Below are 19,651 nucleotides of genomic sequence, written 5' to 3' on the forward strand. Positions count from 1 at the left end.
TACAAAACTTAAACAATGTATTCGATCAAAGCAATTGCCTCATTGACTGGCCTCGGACCAGAAACCCTACGAGCATGGGAGCGCCGCTATCGGATAATAGTTCCGCAGCGTGATGAAAATGCTCATCGTTTTTATTCCCAGCTGGATTTGGAAAAACTGCTGCTGTTGGCGGATTTGACCCGGCAGGGTCATGCCATCAGCAAATTGTCCGGTTTGAGTGTAGAAGAACTACAGAAGCTGTCGCTTCCAGCCACTGTTGTAACCGATCATACGCTGGCTTTTACCGAACAAATTGTCCAGGCCTTGCAGGATTATCGAATAGACCGCTGCGAGCAGTTGCTGAAACGGGCGCTGTTGGCAAGTGAGCCGCTGGTTTATCTGCGCGATATACTCAGTCCGACTCTGACCAGTGTTGGAGAACTGTGGCACGAAGGAAAAATCAATGTTGCCCAGGAACACATGTTTTCAGCTTGTGTAAAGCGTATCCTGCTGGGCATGGTTAACAATATCCGCAGCATTTCCGCCAATCGGCCCGGCATACTGTTTGCCACGCCCAGCGGGGATCGTCATGAATTCGGGATTTTGATGTGTTGTTTGCTGGCTGCCGAACAGCACTACAACTGCTACTATCTTGGCCCTAGTGTCCCTGCCGCCGATATGCTGGATGCCGCCCGCAAGCTGAAAGTCGATATTATTGTGTTAAGTTTGATAAAAACCCCGCCTGAGCCAGAAACCGAAGCCGCCTTGAATGCGGTAGTAACAGCGGCAAAAGCAGAAAAATTTAATATTTGGTTGGGTGGGCACGGCGTAGAATATTGGCAAGGCCAGTATCCGGATTTGGCCCGGTATTGTGAGATGATCGCGAATATTGATGGTTTTTACAGCAAAGCCGTACGTTGGCGGGTTGGGGTGCGGGAGTGAAGATAATGCCTTGGATTAGTACTGCAGGAAAAGCAGCTTATTGCCAAAGCCGCTGATCATCATTGATCAATTTGAAGAATCTCCCGCCTGCGCCGTCTCGTGCTTTCGTCCTTGAACCGAAGGTTCAAGTGGAAACAAATCCAGTCAATCAGGCTTCCTGAAAAAAACAGGCATGCACACCATGAAAGGTAAAAAGTTTCCGGGGTAAAAATAGGTTCAGGAAACACCCAGCACTGCTCGAACGCCGCAGGAGATAGGGTAGGTATTCTATACAGTTTTACAGATTTTCTAAAACCTTTTCTATTTTTAGGCGTAATTCCAGCAATCGTTCGCTGATGGCGCTGTCGTTGGGATTAATATCGGCTTCTGCTGAAATCGGTTCATACGCCATATTCAACGCCGCCAGAACCGCAATCTTATCGGTACCTATCACTTTGCCGGTATCGCGAATTTTGCGCATTTGTTTGTCCAGCTCAGTGGCAGAACGGATCAGTTCATCCTGTTCGGACTTGTCACAGGCTATTTTGTATTCGGTGCCGAGAATATTTAAAGAAACGGCATTGATAATAGGCTTGTTCATGTATCGTTTTCCATCGCTTTCAGACGGGCTAACATGGCTTCAATTTGCGTTTTGGCCTGTGTGTTTTTTTCCAGCAGCTTGGCTTTTTCTTTAACCAAGGCATCCTGTTTGATTTTTAGAGACTTGTTCTCGTTTTTAATCAACAGATATTGCTCAATCAACTGGTCAATTTTAGCTTCCAGAGCAGCCAATTCAATCAATGAGGGGGTTTCTGAAGCAGGCATAAGTAAATTGATGGCAGGATGGATTAAAAGCCAAGATTATCATTAACAATGTTAGCATAAGCGCGTTTTTTAATCAGCATATTAGCAAAAGTGAATAATATACAGATGGGGTATCAAAGCATTTCTGAAATACTGATCAGTTTGGACGCCGATTTTGAGGCCGCCGAAGCTCATGGCGTCGCGGTTGGCATGTTATCTATCGCCATTCAGGCTGATGCCGACAACTGGTTGCAACTGATACTCAGTGATTACGCCGATATTCCGGCACAATATACCGAGCCCTTGTTGGACTTGTTCGAAAAAACCCGTAAAGTGTTGGCCAATGGGCTGGACGAATTTGGTTTCGACTTGCTGCTGCCGGACGATGATGAGCCCTTGGCCGAGCAGAGCGAAGCCTTGCGCGCCTGGTGCCTGGGCTTTTTGTTTGGGGTCGGCTATCTGCGCTCACAGGTCGCCTGGCCCGGCGAAGTGGCAGAAATCATGCAGGATATCGTCGAAATCACCAAACTAGACACCAATATTGAAAATGGTGACGATGAGGATGCCAATGCGCTGATGGAATTGCGCGAATACCTGCGGACGGCAGTGTTAACCGTCAAGGATTATTTTCCGGAAACCTTACCTGTTCAGAGTCATTAACCTGGTTAGCCTCATGAAACAAAGCGAATTTAAAAAACGCCGTACCGCGCTGATGCAACAGATTGGCATAGGCAATATTGCCATCATTGCCAGCGCTCCCCAGCGCACCCGGAATCGTGATGTGCATTACCCGTATCGCCAGGATAGCGATTTTTATTATCTGACCGGATTTAACGAATCAGAATCGCTGGCAGTGTTTATTCCTGGGCGCAAACAGGGCGAATATGTCTTGTTTTGCCGGGAGTTTGACGAGAAAAAAGCCCTTTGGGAAGGTGCGCATGCCGGCTTGGAAGGTGCTACCCAGCATTATGGCGCCAATGATTCGTTTCCAATTGACGATCTGGACGACATTTTGCCGGGATTGCTGGAAAACAAAGCCAAAGTGTTTTATCCCATGGGTAAAGACAGCGAACTGGATCATAAATTATTGGATTGGATTAATCATATCCGTAAACAATCCCGCTCTGGCGTCAGCGCTCCCGGCGAATTGGCCTCTCTGGATCATCTGGTCCATGAAATGCGGCTGTTTAAATCGGCGGAAGAAGTCAAACTGCTGCGCCGGGCTGCCGATATCTCCGCCCAGGCCCATATTCGCGCCATGCGTTACAGTCAGGCCGGGGTTTATGAATATCAGGTAGAAGCAGAACTGTTGCACGAATTTGCCCATAACGGCCTGCGTGCTGTGGCTTATCCTTCAATTGTGGCCGGCGGTAACAATGCCTGCGTGCTGCATTATGTCGAAAACAAAGACAAATTAAAGGCCGGTGATTTATTGCTGATTGATGCCGGTGCCGAATGCGATCATTACGCCGCCGATATTACCCGCACTTTTCCAGTGTCTGGAACATTTTCTGAACCGCAACGCCGGCTTTATCAACTGGTGCTGGACGCTCAGGCCGCTGCTTTGGCACAAATCCAGCCGGGTGTGGCCTGGCACAAAGCGCATGAAGCATCAGTGCAAACCCTCACCAAAGGGCTGGTCGAACTGGGCCTGTTACAGGGCAAAGTCAGCAAACTCATCAAGGATGAAAGCTACAAACAATTTTATATGCATCGGATTGGGCATTGGTTGGGTATGGACGTGCATGATGTTGGCGACTATAAAATCAGTGACGAATGGCGCTTGCTGGAACCAGGCATGGTTTTAACCGTAGAGCCGGGTTTATATGTTCCAGCCTCCTGTACCACCGTCGATGAATGCTGGCGTGGTATTGGTATTCGTATCGAAGACGATGTCCTGGTTACCCCCGGCGGTCATGAGATATTGACGCACAAGGTGCCGAAAAGCATAGCCGACATCGAAGCCCTGATGCTGAGGCATTGATTATGGTAAATGATTACGATCTGATTATAGTGGGTGCCGGTCTGGCCGGTAACTGTCTGGGTCTGGCTTTGCAGCACACCGGCTTAAAAATTGCCATACTCGAAGCTAATAGCCGCAGACAGATGCATGAATCGGTACAGGGGGATCGGGCTTTGGCGCTGGCCGCCGGCACCGTGCAATTATTGCAGGCCCTCAATGCCTGGGAGGCAATAGCCCACAAAGCCACAGCCATTAAACATATTCATGTGTCGGATCAGGGCCATTTCGGCAAAACCCGTTTGTCCGCTGCAGAACAGGGTGTGGAGGCGCTGGGATATGTGATCGTGGCGCGGGATATAGAAGACCATATGGCCGAACTGGTGGCCCAATCCGGTCTCGATTGCTTTTACGATACCAGAGTGGCCGGTTTGAGCAGTGGTGCAGATGCGGTTAATGTCAGCTTGAAACAGCAGGGCCAGGCCGTCAATCTTTCCGCCCGGTTACTGGTCGGCGCCGATGGTGGCCAATCGACAGTGCGCAAATTGCTGGAGATTCCCCTGCAGATCACCGAATACGGCCAGACCGCCCTGGTTACGACCCTGGAAACCACGCTGCCTCATCAGAATACGGCCTTCGAGCGTTTTACGGCGGCCGGGCCGCTGGCCTTACTGCCCTTGGCCGGTAGAAAGTCCGCGCTGGTCTGGACGCGCAGCCACGAGCAGGCGATGGCCCTGCAGAGCGGCGGAGAAGCCGACTTCTTGAGCGAATTACAAGCCTGTTTCGGCTACCGGCTAGGGGCTTTACAGCTTTGCGCACCGCGCCGGGCGTTTCCATTGAATTTGATTCGTGCCCAAAGCATGGTGTCCGGGCGGGCCGTCATTATCGGCAATGCCGTTCATCAACTGCATCCAGTGGCCGGTCAAGGGTTCAATCTGGGTATCCGCGATGTAGCTCTGCTCGCGGAAATGTTGATAGAACAACACCATCAGCAGGGGGATTTGGGTGATGCCGAACGCCTGCAGCGTTATGCCAAACAGCGTCAGCGCGATCATGACAAAACCATCGGTTTTACCAATCAATTAGTAAAAGTTTTTTCCAATGATCGTTTAGCATTGGCGGCACTCAGAAATGCCGGTTTGACCTTGCTGGATCAGTTGCCCAATGCCAAGCAATTATTGGGTAAACATGCCATGGGCTTGGCTGGGCGCTTGCCCAGTATTGGGGCTGGTTAAAGCAAAAGGCCGGCACTTAAAATCAGTCGAGTAAGGATTTTGCTTGGCAAATACCAGGCCGCAAAGCTTTAGGCAATGCCGCGATAGCGGATTAATGTCTTGCCGGGCAGAATGTCCGGCAAGAATGTTGGTAATTTCCTTCACATAAAATTGAAATTGGCGCTACAATTAACTGAAATCAAAAAGACTTTCTTTTGCTTGTAACTGAATTGTTAATCAGGAAGCCAATCTATGTTTAAACTTATAACCAGACTGAAAACCAAGCAAGCCCCTCTGCGTTATCTGTTCTTACTGGGGTTAATGCTGTTACTGAATGCATGTGGCAGTTCTTCTCCCAAAAAAGATAATCTGAGTCTGGTCAAGCCGGATGTTATCGCGCAACGACCCCAGCAGCGCTCCCAATTCACAGAACATAATAGTGTTGATCACAGTAAAGTCGTTTATTCCGGCGTTTTCCCCAAGCCTATGGCCTTGGAACCGGCTGTCGATTTTTGGCGTAAAACCTATGCAATCTGGCCGCGCTCCCAGGTGGCGGTGCATGATGACCGTTATCTGGATATCGTTTATGAAGTGGTAACGGTGCCGGGCAATGTTGGCGAAGGATTAACAATCGAACAGAAAGAATTTGTCAGTCAGCGCCGCGAATACTGGAAAAGCCAGCTGGCTGGTTTGGAAGCCAAATTGCGTTATGGCGCTGAGCTTAATGCTCATGACCGGCATGTTATCAATAAATATGAAAGTACCGGTAAACCCCTCAGCTTTATCAATGGTGCCAGTGATAGGGTGCGGACTCAACGCGGCACTCGCGAACGCTTTAAGCGCGGCCTGGAGATCAGCGGTCGTTATGATCGGCAGTTTAGAAAAATTTTCCGAGAAGCGGGTTTGCCGGAAGACTTTGCCTATCTGCCCCATGTCGAATCGTCCTTTCAGGTAGCGGCTAAATCTTCGGCGGGCGCGGTAGGTTTGTGGCAATTTACCAAATCGGCGGCCAAAACTTTTATACCTGGCCATGATAGCGTCGATAGACGCATGGATCCGATTGTCTCCGCTAATGGTGCGGCCCGTTATCTTAGTCACGCCTACGGTAAGCTTGGTAATTGGCCGACGGCAGTTACTTCATACAATCATGGTATCGGCGGCATGAAACGCGCCCAGAATCAAATCGGCCCGGATTTTACCCGGATAGTCGAGCAGTACGATGGCCCTGCCTTTGGCTTTGCTTCCCGCAACTATTACGCCCAGTTTTTAGCTGCTCGGGAAATCGCCAGCAATCCCCAGCAATATTATAGCGAGGGTATCCTATACGAGACCCCTGGCGACAACAGTCAATTGCTGGCATACAAATAGCCAAAATCTGGTCTGTCTATGTGTCTTGGTGAGTTTGCATTTAAGTTTCACAGGTTTTTTGCCGGAGAGGAATCATTCACGGCATTATTGCCCGGCGCCAATAAATTTACTACTTAATTTATGGTTTTTATTTATTTGGGCGCGTAATAAATAATTAATATTTATGTGTTATTATTTAAGAAGTTTAAATCAATTAAATTGGCCTGAATCCGTACTTATTTTAGTGAAATTGATATAAATCAAAAGCATAGCCTGTTTTCGATTTTCCCAAATCATAACTAAAATACACTTGACTGCTGGATTTTTGGCAATTTAAGTGCCAAATACGTATTCAGACAGAGTTGTAATGTTAAGTCCAAAACTGAGCAGGCAACGCAACTATTGATTTATACCGCTTTATTTTTATGGTTTTCGCCGCCAAATTTATGTTGGCTAAAATTGCCATAAATAATAAAGCAAGCTATTAAAAAATGTTTTCAATAATGGCATTTTTAATAGGGTAATTTAAACACTTAAATATTAATGTATGGGATGTTAACAATGAAAATTTTTAAAAAAACCTTAACCGCTTTATTGATGATGTCGGCGATGGTTTCTGGCGCTGCCCTGGCTAACAGTGCAGGCGACGCTAAAGTTCGTGCTGCTGGCGAATTGACTCTGGCTAAAACCGAAGAAGCGGTTGCTCTGCTGGAAAAAGGCGGCGATAAAGCTCAAGTTCTGCAATTATTGGGTGAAGTACGTCAATCACAAAAAGAATTCCGTTATGAGCAAACCGAGCGTTTGCGTCAAAAAGCCGGCGATGCACTGAGAATCGGCCGTGAAGAACTGGAAAAAGGTGATGCTAACGCCCTGACCAGCCTGAAAAAAGCCTTAGGTTTCTACAAAGAAATGTTTGTCGTTTATAACGCTGCCCACTAAGGTAGGCTATCTAGTCGCTGCCTACTAAAAGTAGTTGCGGCACTGGATTTGAGTTATGGCGTAACTGGTTCCCGTAATTTCTACGGGAACCGGAATCCTCCGCAAACCCCCTCCCATTTTTAGCCATAATCCGCCGAGTTAACCAAGCACATAGCTTCTGCGTGGTTTTTAATATTTAGCGCAGACAAGCAGGCCGGACAGCGGTAACATAATTACCATTTCCTTCTGGCCATGAACCATATGTTTTTACATTTTCTGCCCAAAACCCAAATTTCTATCCGCGAGAATCTGAAATGGCTTTATATTCTCAGAAATCTGATGTTGTTTGTGGTGATCATCACCGTATTGATTGCGGTAAATGGCTTAAGCATAGAGTTGCCGCAAAATCAGCTTTGGTTGGCTATTTTTGCCATTTCCATACTCAATCTTTATACCTGGCTCAGGCTGCGGACTGACGAAGAAGTTACCGAGCATGAGATTTTTTCGCAAATCTGCATGGATGTATTCGCGTTAGCTTATTTGCTGTATCTGACTGGCGGTGCTTCCAATCCCATTATCTGGGTATTCCTGTTGCCGCTGATAGTCACGGCCATCATGCTGCCTCAGGCCTATGCCTGGAATATGGTGATTATTACCTCATGCGTGTATACCGTGCTAATCGCCTATAACGTACCATTGCCCATCGTCGAACCCCATTTGATGCATCCACCCATGACCGATGCCACCCCGGAAATGATCTTAAAAATGCATATGATGAATGATCGCCGATATTTTAATCTGCATGTGTTCGGCATGTGGTTCGGTTTTGTGTTTAGTGCCGGACTGGTGGCATTTTTCGTAGTAGAATTATCCAAAACCCTCAGAGATAGAGAGCGCAATCTGGCTGAAGCCAGGGAAAGCGCCTTGCGCGATGAGCGGGTGGTATCACTCGGTACCCTGGCAGCCAGCGCCGCCCATGATATGGGAACCCCGTTGGGCACTATCGCCATCCTGACCCATGAAATGGCGGCAGATTTACCCGAACACCGTTTTCCTGAGCTGGCCCAAAAACTACTGATAGTTCAGCAACAAATTGATCGTTGTAAACAGGCTTTATCGGTAATGTCTGCTTCTGCCGGAGAAATGCGCGCCGAATCCGGCAAAATGATGTTGGTCAGCGAATACATAGACGAAGTGCTTAATCAATGGCGTACCCACAAAGTTGCCACCAAGCTTAAATTGTTTATTTCCCAAAAAGTCGATATGAGTGCGCAGATAATTGCTGAGCGTACCGTTACCCATTCTATTATCAATATCCTTAATAATGCGGCTGAAGCCTCGCCCGCCGATTCCGGCATCGAATTTCACGTAGAATGGGACAGTTCAACACTTAATTTAAAGATTCGCGATTACGGCCCAGGTTTGCCGGCCGAATTTCTGGCTTTTGCCGGTCATCAGCCGGTTAAAAGCAACAAAGAGGGCATGGGAGTAGGCTTGTTTTTAACCTATACCACCATCAAACGTATCGGCGGTAAAATTAACTTTAGTAATCTTGAATCATGCGGGGCTAGTGTAGAAATCAGCCTGCCGCTTTTAACTAAGGAGAGTATAGATGACAGCTTTACCCACGGAGAAGCCACAGTTATTACTGGTTGACGATGATGTGACTTATTGTTCGGTACTGAAAGCGGCTCTGGAAAAGCGCAATTTTCAGGTCAGTGTGGCAAATGATGTCAACACGGCCATACAGCTGGCCGAGCAGACCGAACCGGAGTATGCGGTTATCGACTTGAGGATTGGTTTTGAATCAGGTTTGGAAATGGTTAAAAACCTTATTTCCCTGGATTCCAATACCCAGATTGTCATGCTCACCGGCTTTGCCAGTATTGCCACGGCGGTAGAAGCGATTAAACTGGGCGCGAAACATTATTTAACCAAACCGGCCAACGCCGATGAAATAGTCAATGCCTTGCACAAAAACGAAGGTGACGCCTCTGTTGCCATCAGTGATAGTCCGCTCTCCGTTAAACGTTTGGAGTGGGAACATCTGCAAAAAGTACTGATGCAGCACGAAGGCAATATCTCTGCCGCTGCCCGGGCTTTGAATATGCACCGGCGCACCTTGCAACGTAAATTGGAAAAACGTCCGGTTAAAGAATAAAGTTAGGCTTTTGTGCCATCCACCACATTAAAACAACAATATAGGTGAAAAATGATTAGAAGTATGACCTCTTTTGCTGATGGCGAAATTTTGGCAGGTGAACTGGTTATCCTTTGCGAATTGCGTTCTGTTAACCATCGTTATAGTGATGTCAGTGTCAAGTTACCGGATAGACTTAGATTTGCCGAAAGTGATGTGCGGCGCTTGATAGGCGAGAAGCTCAAGCGCGGTAAAATTGAATGTAGTATCAGTTATAAAAAACAGCTCAGCACCCAAAATTTTGTGGTTAATACCGCAGTCGTGGAAAAACTGCTGGCTGCCACCCAACAGATAGCCGAACACATGTCCGCCCCGCAAGCCTTTTCAGCATTGGATGTATTGCTGTTCCCCGGTGTGCAGCAGGAAAATGAAACCGACAAAGAATCCCTGCGCGAAAAAATCATCACCCTGCTGGATCAAACACTGAATAAAATGCTGGCAACCCGAACCAGGGAAGGCCTGCAACTGGCAGAATTAATTGCTGATCGTTGTCTGAAAATTCAGCAATTGGTGGTAGCCGGTCATGCTCGCATGCCGGAAGTATTGAACAATTTGCGCAGTAAACTCACCGCACGTATCGTAGAACTGGTTGCCGAGCCCAATTACGACCGCCTGGAACAGGAGCTTGTACTGATGGCGCAAAAGCTGGATGTGGCCGAAGAACTGGATCGCCTGGAAACCCATGTCACCGAAGTGCTGCACACCCTTAAACAATCCGAACCCAGCGGCCGCCGCCTAGACTTCCTGATGCAGGAAATGAACCGCGAAGCCAATACCTTGGGTTCAAAATCCGCAGACCGGGAAATGACCCAGATTTCCATAGACCTAAAAGTGCTGATAGAACAAATGCGCGAGCAAATTCAAAATATTGAATAACAAGCTAAGCTGCATGTCATAGGGCGTGAGGCGATAGCCGTATTGCGCCGGATGCAAGCGATACCTGTTATGACAAGTGTTAGCATAAAGGATACCCCATGCCAGATTACCGCCGTTACCGAATACCGGGAGGATGTTACTTTTTTACCGTTAATTTGTTGGAAAGAAGTCAAAATAATCTTCTGGTTAGGCACATTGATAATCTGCGAAAATCGGTACAAGCGACGCGAAAGAAAAGGCCGTTCCATATAGACGCTTGGGTCGTATTACCAAACCATATCCATTGTGTTTGGACATTACCGCCGAGGGATATTGACAACACCAACCGCTGGCGGCTGATTAAACAAAGCTTTTCCAAGAGTCTTCCGGCAACGGAAAAACGCTCAACCGTTAGGCTAAAACGCGGTGAACGAGGTATTTGGCAGCGCCGTTTTTGGGAACATTTAATTGTTGACGAAACCGAATATGCGGCGCATATCGAATATTGCATGATTAATCCGCTAAAACATGGCTTGGTTAAGCGAGTTGGGGATTGGCCATATTCCACGTTTCACCGCGATGTTGAACGCGGTATATTTCCAGTTGATTGGGGCGGTTCTGTTGAAGTTAACAAGGCGATTGATCAATACGATGATTGGAATGAATTGTAAATGGTTTTTTGATTGTAGACTGTGAGAGGGAATAAAAAATCATATGAAAACGGTTACGCTAAGCCGCAATCCATAGGGTGCCAATAGGCGATAGCCGTATTGCGCCGGATGCTGGAAGAAGACCCTGTTTGCAGCTGTTAGCATTAACGCACTTAAATGGGCAAAAAACATGCTTTATCAGAGTAAGCTGTCATCAATATGCTAAATATAGGTGCTGTCTCGTGTCGTTGGTACTAAAAGCAACTGGACTGGTGCGTTGGGCGTTGCTGCACACGAACCCAGCGCAAAAAGACGCCAAAAATCTAGCCGCTGCCGGATTGAAAGAAAAAGCACAACAACTTTTTGAACTATTAAAAAACGATCCATTGCAGCATCTACCGCCATTTGAAAAGCTGGTTGGAGATTTAACTGGCTCGTACTCTCGACGCATCAACATTCAGCATCGCCTGGTTTACCATGTGCTTGTTAATGAAAAACAGGTCAAAATATTGCGTATGTGGAGCCACTATGAGTAATGCAAATTACTATTATTGTTTAGACATAAATTGTTGATGACTGGCTGGACTCGACCCACAAGAGACAGTCGCTGTAATTTTACCAATGACAGCTTATTGGTTTGTAGTTGACATGATGTAGGATGGGTAGAGGCGATAGCCGAAACCCATCACGATGACCGTAAATATAATAAACAAAGTTATGTTAATATTTAGAATTGCTATCAATATTCATGTTGCATAGCGACATATATTGATGGGTTTCGGCTATCGCCTCTACCCATCCTACGTGCTAGAATGCCATCATAACCGAAAAATCAGAATAAATTATGCCTCAGCCATTTAATGAAAGATATAAAGAGTCACGGCCCATTGTTAGAGGTGGTAGAGACTGTCTTATTACAAGACCAGATCTTGCTGCACATATTGCTAATATTGCACATATGTGGACACATATTGATGTATTGTTTGGGGTGCTTCTTGGAGTATTAACAAAAAGTGATGCATCTACATCCATGATGATCTACACATCCATAGTTAACAATGGTACAAGATTCGATATATTAAAAAAAATTGTCAACTCAGAACTCAACCATGATTTAATCCAACAGTTCGCCAAAATTATTAAAAAATATCGCCAACTAAGTCCGTCAAGAAACAGAATAGTGCACGGGATGTGGGCTATTTCAGATGAAAAACCAGATGAGATATATCTAATTGATCCAAATTGGCATCTTAATAACCTTGCATCTTGGTTTGGCGGAGAGGTTGTTATTAAAAACAAAAGCAAGATTGAAATAGATGTCTACAAAATAAATGATTTCATTGACATTCAAAGAAATATAATAGACTTTGAAAGGTTATTAAATGAATTTTGTTCAAATTCTGAAATTTATATAAATCAAGTGGTTATCCATGATCGAATTGGAAATTAAAAATCCCATATTGCCAATATCTTTTCGATAGCAAAAGTCGGCTATCAATTCCACTTCGGTCATTAAAGCCAGAGCTCCTCGGTCTGCTTTTGGCCGTAATTGCCCATTTATTTACGTTGGGCTGTAGCTTTATTTCCGCGTGAGTACGACTCCCACCCTGGATAGGCATTACTCGTTTCGAAAAATAAGTTTGCTTTGCAAAATGTAAGAATATATCTTACACTAGCTTTTTATAATCCGACCAGGGGAACAACATGGCACAAACAAGAACTCAAACTGTTAGCCTTGGTGAGTACTGGAACAACCTCATTGACTCTTTGCTCAAAAGTGGACGCTATGCAAGCGTTAGTGAAATTATGCGTGATTCTTTACGATTGCTAGAAGAAAGGGAAGCAAACTCAAAACTGCAATCTTTACGTATGGCCTTAATTGAAGGTGAAGAAAGTGGCGATTCCGGCGAATTAGAAATGGAAACAATCAGACAGGAAGCCAAAAAAGAAGCCGGTTTAGCGTGAAAATGCGCAAAATCCATACTCAGGCACTCGCAAAACAGGATATAAAAAATATCTGGCTTTACTCTTTTAACAAATGGGGAGAGGAGCAGGCGGATTTTTATTTTGATGAATTAAATGATGCTTTCGCTTTAATTGCTGAAAATCCGGAATTGGGTTTTGCCTGTGATTACATTCGGGAAGGGTACAGACAATTCCACATCAATCGTCATTTAATTTTTTATTGTGTTTCAGCTACCAAGATTCATATTATACGGGTACTACACGACAGTATGAATTACATCGTGCATTTATAAAACTTTCAGGGCTTGATGGGAAGTTGATCAGTGGAGGCTGGACACTCATCATGAGGTTAAAATTTTAGCAAAGGGATTCCCACAACAGGATGTTGCCCGGTTACGACCCAGAATGGACATACGATCATTAAAATTCGCCGCCTGATAACGGTCGTTCATGACAAGCAGCGTAAGGGGATGTTGTGAATTAATAGCAAATTTTGAAAGGGTTTCGAACCCTTGATACGTTGTCGTATACACACTTTCCATGCGTGCGCCTTCGGCCGCTCGGCCAATATCCAATTGATTTATAAAGACTAATAGAAATTAGTCGCTTTATGATACCCGTAGACAAGATCAGATTATACAGCCTAGTATAACGTATTTTGTAGTAGTTGTATGTGGTATAAGTCCATGTTTTATATTGTTTATTTTACCTTGTTTTCTAAATTTGTTGAGCAAAATAAAGAATGTAATTCGGAAGCACAGATAATATTTTGTGTTCTTGACGATCAGGTGCGAAATGTGCATTCAAAAAATCAACGGTATCGAATGCAAATCAGCTATAATCTATGTAACAGCTATTTCGCTGAAATTGGAGGATTGACTATGCGAACCATGACATCGTTGGACGCTCAGAATCACTTTGGCGAACTCATTGATACATCGCAACGGGAACCAGTGCTGATTACTCGTCGCGGTCGTCCTGTATCTTTTGTTTTATCAACATCAGGTAATCCAGCTACAACTCTGTTGCAAGTGATGAAACTAATGAACGAATTATCTCCGCTTAAAGGTGTCGCGGCAGTTAAAGCGTTTGACGCATACAAGCAAAAAATTAGTGGAGCTGCTGAAGAAGATGGTTTAACTGAAGATGACATTACTGCTTTAGTTCATGCCAATCGCTGAAACTAAACGAATTGTTGTCGATACGAGTCTTGCGATTAGTGCTGCAATCCTACCAAATTCAATTTCCGCTAAAGCATTTTCATTAGCTTTAAAAAAATTTCAGATTGTTGCATCGGATTCTACATTGGCAGAATTGGTTGATGTAATCTATCGACAAAAATTTAATAAGTATTTGAGTGATGAAGCACGGCTTGAGTTTTTGACCTTATACGCACAATCGTCAGAAATTGTTTCAGTCACTAGCGTCATTACTGATTGCATTGATCCTAAAGACAACCAGTTTCTGGCCTTAGCGATTGATGCTGGTGCCAGCTTTATTCTAAGTGGTGATCCTCATTTGACAGGCATGAATCCATACAGAGGTGTAGCAATTGTTGGGCCTAAATATATTGTCGATAAGTTCAAATGAAAATTTATATCGCATCGCACCATATCTACTTGCTAGATAAAAGTTATGACTTTTGACTCCTATAATACCACTGACACAGAAGTTTCAGTAACCGAATGGCGTTACCAAAAACCTATAGAAGTTGCAGAATACGATATTCAACAAGCTATATCAAGTTTTCCTAAGACTCGGTATTATGGGAGTAAAAGACGATTACTATGTTGGATACATCAAGCAGTAAGAGAACTACCATTTACCACTGTATTAGATGGCTTTAGTGGTACTGCTAGTGTGTCTTTATTATTTAAAGCAATGGGAAACATGTTAGTTTTCATGATGCCTTATTGTGCAATACAATTTCGGCGCAGGCACTGTTAAGGAACCTTTGAAAAACTGACATTTTCAGCATCAGCCACTTGAAAAGTTGATCAAAGATTTGAATATTTGGTCATTTTTGTATAAAAACAGCCGGATTCACTCCAAAATAAGCCCGTTTCTGGGCCTATTTTCAAATTTCAGACGCAATCAGGCGTCGACGTTCGTAAGCATCCCCGCGTATGACATTGGCAATCGCTGCCAGGAAGGTCAATCGGGCAGCGTTTTTGGCTAAACCGCGATAGCGATTTTTGGCATAGCCAAAGCGGATTTTAATATCCCGAAATACGAAAATAGGGGACGTACCCAATGCTGTTCACTTTACGATTTCAATTTTCCAGTTATAACATTGATTAAGAGCTTCATTTCCCTGTCGAGGCAGATGTTGTTTGGTTCGTCGTTTAACACAACGAGGATTTGATCGTAAGCGCTTAATAAAGCACGTACTACCCCTATCTGGCAAAATTCTGATTTTTAAAATTCCAGGGCAACAAGGCTTCAATTTTTTCAACCGTATCGGCATAAGGCAGTGCTTTGAGGACTTGGGTTAAATAGGCGTAGGGTTCTATTCCATTAGCTTTAGCCGTTTCAATCAAACTGTAATGGATTGCGCTGGCTTGTGCCCCTTTGGGGCTATCACTGAATAACCCTGCTTTGCGACCAATCACAAAGGGACGAATAGCGTTTTCAGCAAGAATATTGCTGATGTTCAATTCCCCATTCGAGCAATACACCATCAGCTTATCCCATTGATTACTGAGGTAAGTCATGGCCTTGCCGGCGAAGGTGCAAAGCGTTTGACTTTGGATAACCGTAGCGCTTCTTCGAGTAACTCAATCCGTTGTTTGAGCGAGGCAATGACTTCGGATTTAAGTTCAACGGTTTGCGTTAACTCATCCACGCGTTGTGCTTTTTCAAGTAATTCAGCGAGCATCCCCGGCAACAAGACAGCCGAGTAATCATCGTGTTCTAAGGCAGGAAAGTGAGGTGAAATCATGCTGATATTATACGCGATTTCACTCCGTAAATACTGATATTTCCCTTAAAAAACAGATTCATAATGCCGGTTTTTATGGCCTTTCATGACGCTAATGTCATAGCCATCCAAAAGCCAATTCAACTGCTGACCGGTTAACGTTAACAGTGCCTCATCACCCTTCGGCCACTTGAACTTATCCTCGACCAAAGCCTTGTAATAAAGGACAAAGCCCGTGTTTTCCCAGAACAAACATTTGATTTTAGTTCGCTGCTGATTGGTGAACGCATACAGCCCACCATCAAACGGATTATGGCCGAGCTCACACTCAATAATCGCCGCCAGGCCACGATGGGATTTGCGAAAATCAATGGCTTGCCGGTAAAGATAGACCTCTGTCAGTTCCAAGGCGGGGCGCATGATATAAGTCACCGCAATACCTCAAGCAAGGGTTTAATCAAAGCCAGATTAGTCTGCGTAATCCCGGTCAACCGGATGCCATCCCGAAAGCACAAGGACAAGCCCGGCGAGGAAGGTGTGGCGACAGGTGCCGCTACTTGCACTCGGGCAAAGCCGCTTTTTGGATCAGGCGAAATCGGTTCGCACTCTGCCAGGAACTTGCGCTTCCAATAACTAAATCGATGGACAAGTAGCGCTTGCTGGCGGCAGTAACTGGCTTGAGATAACCCGGAGGTGTGCCATTGCTCGATATGGCGTTGCCAGAATTCGTGATCGGTATTGCTTTCGGTTGATGCCATCGTAAATCCCAAGTTTATAGCGTGGGGATAGTCTGACAGGGCCCATAAGGGTTGTGAATTACGCGGATAATTGAGCGCTTACCCCCATCTAGCCATTTTTCCATGCACTGTTAATATGTTCGCTATCCACTTGACAGGGCAGCAGTGATTCAATATCTTCCAGAGTCTGAGCTTTGGGCAGTTCTTTAAAGTAAGCGCTCAATAAAAGACGTACTCGCCCTTACCTGGACAAATTCGGATTTTTAAAATTCCAGGGCAACAAGGCTTCAATTTTTTCAACGGTATCGGCATAAGGTAGTGCCTTGAGCACTTGGGTTAAGTAGGCGTAGGGTTCCAAGCCATTGGCTTTAGCTGTTTCAATTAAGCTGTAATGAATCGCGCTGGCTTGTGTGCCTTTAGGGGTATCCGAGAACAACCAAGCTTTGCGGTTATGCAAAGCTTTGCATAATCTTAATAACTGGCTATTCGCCGATACCATAAAAGGTGCCAAAGCCAGCGCCAATCTCTATAGCCTGATTGAAACCGCCAAACTCAATGGACTAGAGCCGTATCGCTATCTGCACCATATTTTAAAAGAACTACCTAAGGCGCAGACTCTGGAAGATATTGAATCACTGCTGCCCTGGCAAGTGGATAGGGCGCATATTAACAGCAGATGGAAAAATGGGTAGCTGGGGTTTGCTAACCGCTTACGCCCGATCTGAGCTATTCAGAATATTTGAATGCTCAGCGCCAGAGCGAAGCCTGCTAGCCTGGGTTAGCCATTATGTTTGCTCACCAGCGGAAATTTCTCAGGATAGCGAATAGATTCTACAGCCAAATCCACATCTAACTCAGGCCAATACAAATGGTTGGATGATGGAAGCTCGACATTAAGAATCTTACTGACCGTGGCATCCTGAAACCAAGGGAAGCTGGAGAATGGCAGAAACAGTTCTTCATCTTCCAGCAATAGCCAAAAACCATGCCCGGAGATATTAGTTACTTCAGCTGGAGAAATGTTTGAGCCAAGCGTTGCGGACTTCATTTTCGTGCTCCTGAATTAAGCGAAGCGCTTCGTTGATTTCGTGTTGTGAAAGCTCAATGTATTGGTCAAGCTCAATCTTGGGTTCAATCCAAAATTTTGCCTCTCCATTTTGAGTCTGAACATGAACGTGCATTCTCGGTTCCTCACGGGAGAAAAAATAAAACCGGAAGCCACTTTCGCGAAAAACAGTTGGACTCATTAAATCCCTTGATGTTCACTCATGGATATTATCTAACGTTAGGCTTACAGGCTGATCTAGGAATCCTCTGAACGTTGGATTTAAGCCGTTTACAATAATGATTAGTATTGAATCAATATTTTGAATATACCATGAAACCACTGATGCAACAATAAATTTGTGAACATCTGTAGAGAACAAATAAAATGTCCGGAAAAGTGTAGTCACATCATCGGCGGCAATGCGCCCGTTTACAGTCATTCATCAATGATTGTTTATGTGGCCGCTACTGGCCGACCGACAATCATATGTGTATGGTGTAATGAATTCTTAAGGATTGCCACCAGCTACAAGTTGTTTCGTTACCTATTTAATTTAATCAGTTGGCAGTAGATTGTTGATCAAAACATATAAATCTGCCAACAGATGCGGATCCACGCCACTATTGTGTTGATAAATCAATGGCTAATTGCGAATAGGGATTAGAATCCAACTATGCGCTTCAGAAGTGGGAAAATACACTAAAATAACAGTATCAAACCCAAAGGAGTAAACATGGCTATTGATTATCACAATATCATTACCCTGCAACCAGGCAAGCGCAGCGGGAAGCCTTGCATTCGTGGTTTGCGAATTACGGTTTATGATGTACTTTCATGGTTGGCTGAGGGTATGAGCCGGCAAGAAATATTGGATGATTTTCCAGAACTTAATGGAGATGACATCACCGCCTGTTTACTCTTTGCCGCAGACCGGGAGAGAAATTCTGTTGCGATTAGCACATTATGAAATTACTGTTAGATGAAAACCTGTCGCGGCGCATCATTCCGTTCATTCAGGACTATTATCCTGCTTCAACTCAGGTTGCCCTAATCGGGCTGGAACAGGCTGATGATGCAGCCATTCGCCAATACGTCATCACCCATGATTTCGTGATTGTGACCCAAGATGCAGATTTTTACGAAATGAATCTGGTTTATGGGCAGCCACCAAAAATTATCTGGCTAAAAACGGGTAATCAAGCTAAGCCGGTAACCATCAAAGCCCTGTTGGATAATCATACCCAGATAATACAAACTTTGATGGTTGATGGTAAAGACTGCATTGAGATATTCTAACGCGACCGGCAACACAATAAGCCGCAATCCTTAGAGCGTCAATAGGCGCAGCTATTGCACCGGATGCATTACACCCAGTTTTCCGTCAACAAGCCAGGAACCCTGTTAAATTCACGCAGATTGTTGCTGACAAGCACCAATCCCTGACTACGGGCATGAGCGGCAATGTGCAGATTGTTTACCCCTATAGCTTGTCCAGCAAGCTCAAGGGCAGCGCGAATAGTGCCGTAATGATAGGCAGCTGATTCGGTGTAAGGAAGCACTTGCAGGCGGCTACAAAAATCTTCAATGGTGGACAAGTTTTTAGCAGGAAACTGACTTTTTTCTGCACCATGCACCAGTTCCGCCAAGGTGATGATGGAAATTGCCATCCTATTGTGATGTTTATTGAAAGTGGCTAATACTTCGATAGGTCGTTGTTTGATCACATAAATGACAATGTTGGTATCAAGCAGAAATCTCAACATTTTTAAAAGCTTTCGCGTTCGCTTTGCTGTTGGCTGGCGCGTTCAGTCATAAAATCGTCGCTGACTGTGGGGCCGGCAATAAAAAAACTATCCCATGCCGATTCTACCGGCGCAATGATACGCTCATTGCCTACTAGCCTGACTTCAACTTTTTTCACAGACTCTGGAAAACGCATGTCTGCCGGCAAACGCACAGCCTGACTGCGGTTATTGGTGAATACGGTGCTTGTGGTCATAGTCTTCCCCTTTAATGCCATATAGCAATACTATATCCCCGATTAATTAGGAAATCAATCATTGTCAATAATAGCTATGTGTCCAAACGTTAGTCGCTCAGAAAAGTTCAGCTGGACTCGACCCAAAAGCGACA

28 protein-coding genes, 1 other RNA gene and 3 pseudogenes are annotated in these 19,651 nt (G+C 45.0%); 19 read left to right on the plus strand and 13 right to left on the minus strand.

Features of this window, described 5'->3' with window-relative positions:
* Window positions 1-15: 15 nt before the first annotated feature.
* Window positions 16-921: a MerR family transcriptional regulator gene (locus KEF85_RS02260; RefSeq protein WP_215583128.1), complete on the plus strand. Its 906-nt coding sequence runs from the start codon at window positions 16-18 to the stop codon at window positions 919-921.
* A gap of 76 nt (window positions 922-997) precedes the next feature.
* Here the strand turns inward: KEF85_RS02260 and ssrS are convergent.
* The 3 genes from ssrS to KEF85_RS02275 all read right to left on the minus strand — a co-directional run bounded on the left by ssrS (window position 998) and on the right by KEF85_RS02275 (window position 1,725).
* A non-coding RNA gene (gene ssrS, locus KEF85_RS02265) (6S RNA) lies at window positions 998-1,177 on the minus strand.
* A gap of 21 nt (window positions 1,178-1,198) precedes the next feature.
* Complete coding sequence (locus KEF85_RS02270; RefSeq protein ID WP_215583129.1) at window positions 1,199-1,501, minus strand: cell division protein ZapA; 303 nt, start codon at window positions 1,499-1,501, stop codon at window positions 1,199-1,201.
* A complete protein-coding gene (locus KEF85_RS02275; RefSeq protein WP_215583130.1) occupies window positions 1,498-1,725 on the minus strand; it encodes a TIGR02449 family protein in 228 nt (75 codons plus the stop codon). Before KEF85_RS02275 ends, KEF85_RS02270 begins: the two co-directional genes overlap by 4 nt.
* Window positions 1,726-1,815: 90 nt before the next feature.
* On the opposite strand from KEF85_RS02275, the gene KEF85_RS02280 reads away from it, so the two are divergent.
* The 15 genes from KEF85_RS02280 to KEF85_RS02350 all read left to right on the plus strand — a co-directional run bounded on the left by KEF85_RS02280 (window position 1,816) and on the right by KEF85_RS02350 (window position 14,403).
* Complete coding sequence (locus KEF85_RS02280; RefSeq protein ID WP_246535019.1) at window positions 1,816-2,364, plus strand: UPF0149 family protein; 549 nt, start codon at window positions 1,816-1,818, stop codon at window positions 2,362-2,364.
* Between the two features lie 13 nt (window positions 2,365-2,377).
* Window positions 2,378-3,688 (plus strand): Xaa-Pro aminopeptidase, encoded by a 1,311-nt coding sequence (gene pepP / locus KEF85_RS02285; RefSeq protein WP_215583131.1) that lies wholly within the window; start codon window positions 2,378-2,380, stop codon window positions 3,686-3,688.
* 2 nt (window positions 3,689-3,690) lie between these two features.
* Window positions 3,691-4,899, plus strand: coding sequence for a 2-octaprenyl-6-methoxyphenyl hydroxylase (ubiH, locus tag KEF85_RS02290; RefSeq protein ID WP_215583132.1), 1,209 nt, complete (start codon window positions 3,691-3,693; stop codon window positions 4,897-4,899).
* 231 nt (window positions 4,900-5,130) lie between these two features.
* Window positions 5,131-6,246 carry a lytic transglycosylase domain-containing protein gene (locus tag KEF85_RS02295; RefSeq protein WP_246535020.1) on the plus strand — a complete coding sequence of 372 codons (1,116 nt, stop codon included), beginning with the start codon at window positions 5,131-5,133 and terminating at the stop codon, window positions 6,244-6,246.
* Between the two features lie 540 nt (window positions 6,247-6,786).
* Window positions 6,787-7,164 (plus strand): hypothetical protein, encoded by a 378-nt coding sequence (locus KEF85_RS02300; RefSeq protein WP_215583133.1) that lies wholly within the window; start codon window positions 6,787-6,789, stop codon window positions 7,162-7,164.
* 240 nt (window positions 7,165-7,404) lie between these two features.
* Window positions 7,405-8,799, plus strand: coding sequence for an ATP-binding protein (locus KEF85_RS02305; RefSeq protein ID WP_215584961.1), 1,395 nt, complete (start codon window positions 7,405-7,407; stop codon window positions 8,797-8,799).
* Window positions 8,756-9,304 (plus strand): response regulator transcription factor, encoded by a 549-nt coding sequence (locus KEF85_RS02310; protein WP_215583134.1) that lies wholly within the window; start codon window positions 8,756-8,758, stop codon window positions 9,302-9,304. Before KEF85_RS02305 ends, KEF85_RS02310 begins: the two co-directional genes overlap by 44 nt.
* Before the next feature lie 51 nt (window positions 9,305-9,355).
* Entirely contained in the window at window positions 9,356-10,219 is an 864-nt protein-coding gene (locus KEF85_RS02315) for a YicC/YloC family endoribonuclease (protein ID WP_215583135.1), read from the plus strand.
* A 98-nt stretch (window positions 10,220-10,317) separates the two neighbouring features.
* Window positions 10,318-10,869 (plus strand): REP-associated tyrosine transposase, encoded by a 552-nt coding sequence (locus tag KEF85_RS02320; protein WP_215583136.1) that lies wholly within the window; start codon window positions 10,318-10,320, stop codon window positions 10,867-10,869.
* A gap of 221 nt (window positions 10,870-11,090) precedes the next feature.
* Complete coding sequence (locus KEF85_RS02325) at window positions 11,091-11,384, plus strand: Txe/YoeB family addiction module toxin (RefSeq protein WP_246535021.1); 294 nt, start codon at window positions 11,091-11,093, stop codon at window positions 11,382-11,384.
* 308 nt (window positions 11,385-11,692) lie between these two features.
* Complete coding sequence (locus KEF85_RS02330) at window positions 11,693-12,298, plus strand: hypothetical protein (RefSeq protein ID WP_215583137.1); 606 nt, start codon at window positions 11,693-11,695, stop codon at window positions 12,296-12,298.
* A 254-nt stretch (window positions 12,299-12,552) separates the two neighbouring features.
* Window positions 12,553-12,813, plus strand: coding sequence for a type II toxin-antitoxin system ParD family antitoxin (locus tag KEF85_RS02335; RefSeq protein ID WP_215583138.1), 261 nt, complete (start codon window positions 12,553-12,555; stop codon window positions 12,811-12,813).
* A 2-nt stretch (window positions 12,814-12,815) separates the two neighbouring features.
* Window positions 12,816-13,106, plus strand: a complete 291-nt coding sequence (locus KEF85_RS02340; protein WP_215584965.1) for a type II toxin-antitoxin system RelE/ParE family toxin — start codon at window positions 12,816-12,818, stop codon at window positions 13,104-13,106.
* Between the two features lie 393 nt (window positions 13,107-13,499).
* Window positions 13,500-13,994, plus strand: a complete 495-nt coding sequence (locus KEF85_RS02345; RefSeq protein WP_215583139.1) for a type II toxin-antitoxin system Phd/YefM family antitoxin — start codon at window positions 13,500-13,502, stop codon at window positions 13,992-13,994.
* Window positions 13,981-14,403, plus strand: coding sequence for a putative toxin-antitoxin system toxin component, PIN family (locus KEF85_RS02350; protein ID WP_215583140.1), 423 nt, complete (start codon window positions 13,981-13,983; stop codon window positions 14,401-14,403). Before KEF85_RS02345 ends, KEF85_RS02350 begins: the two co-directional genes overlap by 14 nt.
* 487 nt (window positions 14,404-14,890) lie before the next feature.
* Here the strand turns inward: KEF85_RS02350 and KEF85_RS02355 are convergent, their stop codons facing one another.
* The 6 genes and pseudogenes from KEF85_RS02355 to KEF85_RS02380 form a co-directional block, all read right to left on the minus strand.
* Window positions 14,891-15,067: a hypothetical protein gene (locus KEF85_RS02355; RefSeq protein ID WP_425515585.1), complete on the minus strand. Its 177-nt coding sequence runs from the start codon at window positions 15,065-15,067 to the stop codon at window positions 14,891-14,893.
* 142 nt (window positions 15,068-15,209) lie between these two features.
* Window positions 15,210-15,536, minus strand: a pseudogene (locus KEF85_RS02360) (transposase domain-containing protein); the annotation flags it as partial.
* On the minus strand, window positions 15,524-15,754 hold the full coding sequence (locus KEF85_RS02365; RefSeq protein ID WP_215579471.1) for a hypothetical protein: 231 nt from the start codon (window positions 15,752-15,754) through the stop codon (window positions 15,524-15,526). The gene KEF85_RS02365 and the pseudogene KEF85_RS02360, both read right to left, overlap by 13 nt.
* Before the next feature lie 45 nt (window positions 15,755-15,799).
* Entirely contained in the window at window positions 15,800-16,153 is a 354-nt protein-coding gene (gene tnpB / locus KEF85_RS02370; RefSeq protein WP_215579475.1) for an IS66 family insertion sequence element accessory protein TnpB, read from the minus strand.
* Window positions 16,154-16,161: 8 nt separating this feature from the next.
* On the minus strand, window positions 16,162-16,491 hold the full coding sequence (gene tnpA, locus KEF85_RS02375) for an IS66 family insertion sequence element accessory protein TnpA (RefSeq protein ID WP_215579477.1): 330 nt from the start codon (window positions 16,489-16,491) through the stop codon (window positions 16,162-16,164).
* 220 nt (window positions 16,492-16,711) lie between these two features.
* A pseudogene (locus KEF85_RS02380) lies at window positions 16,712-16,918 on the minus strand (transposase domain-containing protein); the annotation flags it as partial.
* A gap of 31 nt (window positions 16,919-16,949) precedes the next feature.
* On the opposite strand from KEF85_RS02380, the pseudogene KEF85_RS02385 reads away from it, so the two are divergent.
* Window positions 16,950-17,162 (plus strand): annotated as a pseudogene (locus KEF85_RS02385) (transposase domain-containing protein); the annotation flags it as partial.
* 86 nt (window positions 17,163-17,248) lie between these two features.
* Here KEF85_RS02385 and KEF85_RS02390 read toward each other — a convergent pair.
* Both KEF85_RS02390 and KEF85_RS02395 read right to left on the minus strand, forming a co-directional pair.
* Window positions 17,249-17,518, minus strand: a complete 270-nt coding sequence (locus KEF85_RS02390; protein WP_215583143.1) for a DUF2442 domain-containing protein — start codon at window positions 17,516-17,518, stop codon at window positions 17,249-17,251.
* On the minus strand, window positions 17,478-17,717 hold the full coding sequence (locus tag KEF85_RS02395; RefSeq protein ID WP_215583144.1) for a DUF4160 domain-containing protein: 240 nt from the start codon (window positions 17,715-17,717) through the stop codon (window positions 17,478-17,480). The genes KEF85_RS02390 and KEF85_RS02395 overlap by 41 nt, the downstream gene beginning before the upstream one ends.
* A gap of 534 nt (window positions 17,718-18,251) precedes the next feature.
* Between KEF85_RS02395 and KEF85_RS02400 the strand changes: the two genes are divergently transcribed.
* Entirely contained in the window at window positions 18,252-18,485 is a 234-nt protein-coding gene (locus KEF85_RS02400) for a DUF433 domain-containing protein (protein WP_215583145.1), read from the plus strand.
* Window positions 18,482-18,814, plus strand: coding sequence for a DUF5615 family PIN-like protein (locus KEF85_RS02405; RefSeq protein ID WP_215583146.1), 333 nt, complete (start codon window positions 18,482-18,484; stop codon window positions 18,812-18,814). Before KEF85_RS02400 ends, KEF85_RS02405 begins: the two co-directional genes overlap by 4 nt.
* A gap of 68 nt (window positions 18,815-18,882) precedes the next feature.
* Here the strand turns inward: KEF85_RS02405 and vapC are convergent, their stop codons facing one another.
* Window positions 18,883-19,281: a type II toxin-antitoxin system tRNA(fMet)-specific endonuclease VapC gene (vapC, locus tag KEF85_RS02410; RefSeq protein ID WP_215583147.1), complete on the minus strand. Its 399-nt coding sequence runs from the start codon at window positions 19,279-19,281 to the stop codon at window positions 18,883-18,885.
* Window positions 19,282-19,283: 2 nt separating this feature from the next.
* Complete coding sequence (gene vapB, locus KEF85_RS02415) at window positions 19,284-19,517, minus strand: type II toxin-antitoxin system VapB family antitoxin (protein WP_215583148.1); 234 nt, start codon at window positions 19,515-19,517, stop codon at window positions 19,284-19,286.
* Window positions 19,518-19,651 lie beyond the last annotated feature (134 nt).

The organism is Methylomonas paludis, assembly GCF_018734325.1.
Lineage (GTDB): Bacteria > Pseudomonadota > Gammaproteobacteria > Methylococcales > Methylomonadaceae > Methylomonas > Methylomonas paludis.

Excerpts from the sequence above, each read along its gene's own strand:
- KEF85_RS02260 (WP_215583128.1), top strand. The coding sequence starts at position 16 with ATGTATTCGATCAAAGCAATTGCCTCATTGACTGGCCTCGGACCAGAA.
- KEF85_RS02270 (WP_215583129.1), bottom strand. The coding sequence starts at position 1,501 with ATGAACAAGCCTATTATCAATGCCGTTTCTTTAAATATTCTCGGCACC.
- KEF85_RS02275 (WP_215583130.1), bottom strand. The coding sequence starts at position 1,725 with ATGCCTGCTTCAGAAACCCCCTCATTGATTGAATTGGCTGCTCTGGAA.
- pepP (WP_215583131.1), top strand. The coding sequence starts at position 2,378 with ATGAAACAAAGCGAATTTAAAAAACGCCGTACCGCGCTGATGCAACAG.
- ubiH (WP_215583132.1), top strand. The coding sequence starts at position 3,691 with ATGGTAAATGATTACGATCTGATTATAGTGGGTGCCGGTCTGGCCGGT.
- KEF85_RS02295 (WP_246535020.1), top strand. The coding sequence starts at position 5,131 with ATGTTTAAACTTATAACCAGACTGAAAACCAAGCAAGCCCCTCTGCGT.
- KEF85_RS02300 (WP_215583133.1), top strand. The coding sequence starts at position 6,787 with ATGAAAATTTTTAAAAAAACCTTAACCGCTTTATTGATGATGTCGGCG.
- KEF85_RS02305 (WP_215584961.1), top strand. The coding sequence starts at position 7,405 with ATGTTTTTACATTTTCTGCCCAAAACCCAAATTTCTATCCGCGAGAAT.
- KEF85_RS02310 (WP_215583134.1), top strand. The coding sequence starts at position 8,756 with ATGACAGCTTTACCCACGGAGAAGCCACAGTTATTACTGGTTGACGAT.
- KEF85_RS02315 (WP_215583135.1), top strand. The coding sequence starts at position 9,356 with ATGATTAGAAGTATGACCTCTTTTGCTGATGGCGAAATTTTGGCAGGT.
- KEF85_RS02320 (WP_215583136.1), top strand. The coding sequence starts at position 10,318 with ATGCCAGATTACCGCCGTTACCGAATACCGGGAGGATGTTACTTTTTT.
- KEF85_RS02330 (WP_215583137.1), top strand. The coding sequence starts at position 11,693 with ATGCCTCAGCCATTTAATGAAAGATATAAAGAGTCACGGCCCATTGTT.
- KEF85_RS02335 (WP_215583138.1), top strand. The coding sequence starts at position 12,553 with ATGGCACAAACAAGAACTCAAACTGTTAGCCTTGGTGAGTACTGGAAC.
- KEF85_RS02340 (WP_215584965.1), top strand. The coding sequence starts at position 12,816 with ATGCGCAAAATCCATACTCAGGCACTCGCAAAACAGGATATAAAAAAT.
- KEF85_RS02345 (WP_215583139.1), top strand. The coding sequence starts at position 13,500 with ATGTTTTATATTGTTTATTTTACCTTGTTTTCTAAATTTGTTGAGCAA.
- KEF85_RS02350 (WP_215583140.1), top strand. The coding sequence starts at position 13,981 with ATGCCAATCGCTGAAACTAAACGAATTGTTGTCGATACGAGTCTTGCG.
- KEF85_RS02365 (WP_215579471.1), bottom strand. The coding sequence starts at position 15,754 with ATGATTTCACCTCACTTTCCTGCCTTAGAACACGATGATTACTCGGCT.
- tnpB (WP_215579475.1), bottom strand. The coding sequence starts at position 16,153 with ATGCGCCCCGCCTTGGAACTGACAGAGGTCTATCTTTACCGGCAAGCC.
- tnpA (WP_215579477.1), bottom strand. The coding sequence starts at position 16,491 with ATGGCATCAACCGAAAGCAATACCGATCACGAATTCTGGCAACGCCAT.
- KEF85_RS02390 (WP_215583143.1), bottom strand. The coding sequence starts at position 17,518 with ATGAAGTCCGCAACGCTTGGCTCAAACATTTCTCCAGCTGAAGTAACT.
- KEF85_RS02395 (WP_215583144.1), bottom strand. The coding sequence starts at position 17,717 with ATGAGTCCAACTGTTTTTCGCGAAAGTGGCTTCCGGTTTTATTTTTTC.
- KEF85_RS02400 (WP_215583145.1), top strand. The coding sequence starts at position 18,252 with ATGGCTATTGATTATCACAATATCATTACCCTGCAACCAGGCAAGCGC.
- KEF85_RS02405 (WP_215583146.1), top strand. The coding sequence starts at position 18,482 with ATGAAATTACTGTTAGATGAAAACCTGTCGCGGCGCATCATTCCGTTC.
- vapC (WP_215583147.1), bottom strand. The coding sequence starts at position 19,281 with ATGTTGAGATTTCTGCTTGATACCAACATTGTCATTTATGTGATCAAA.
- vapB (WP_215583148.1), bottom strand. The coding sequence starts at position 19,517 with ATGACCACAAGCACCGTATTCACCAATAACCGCAGTCAGGCTGTGCGT.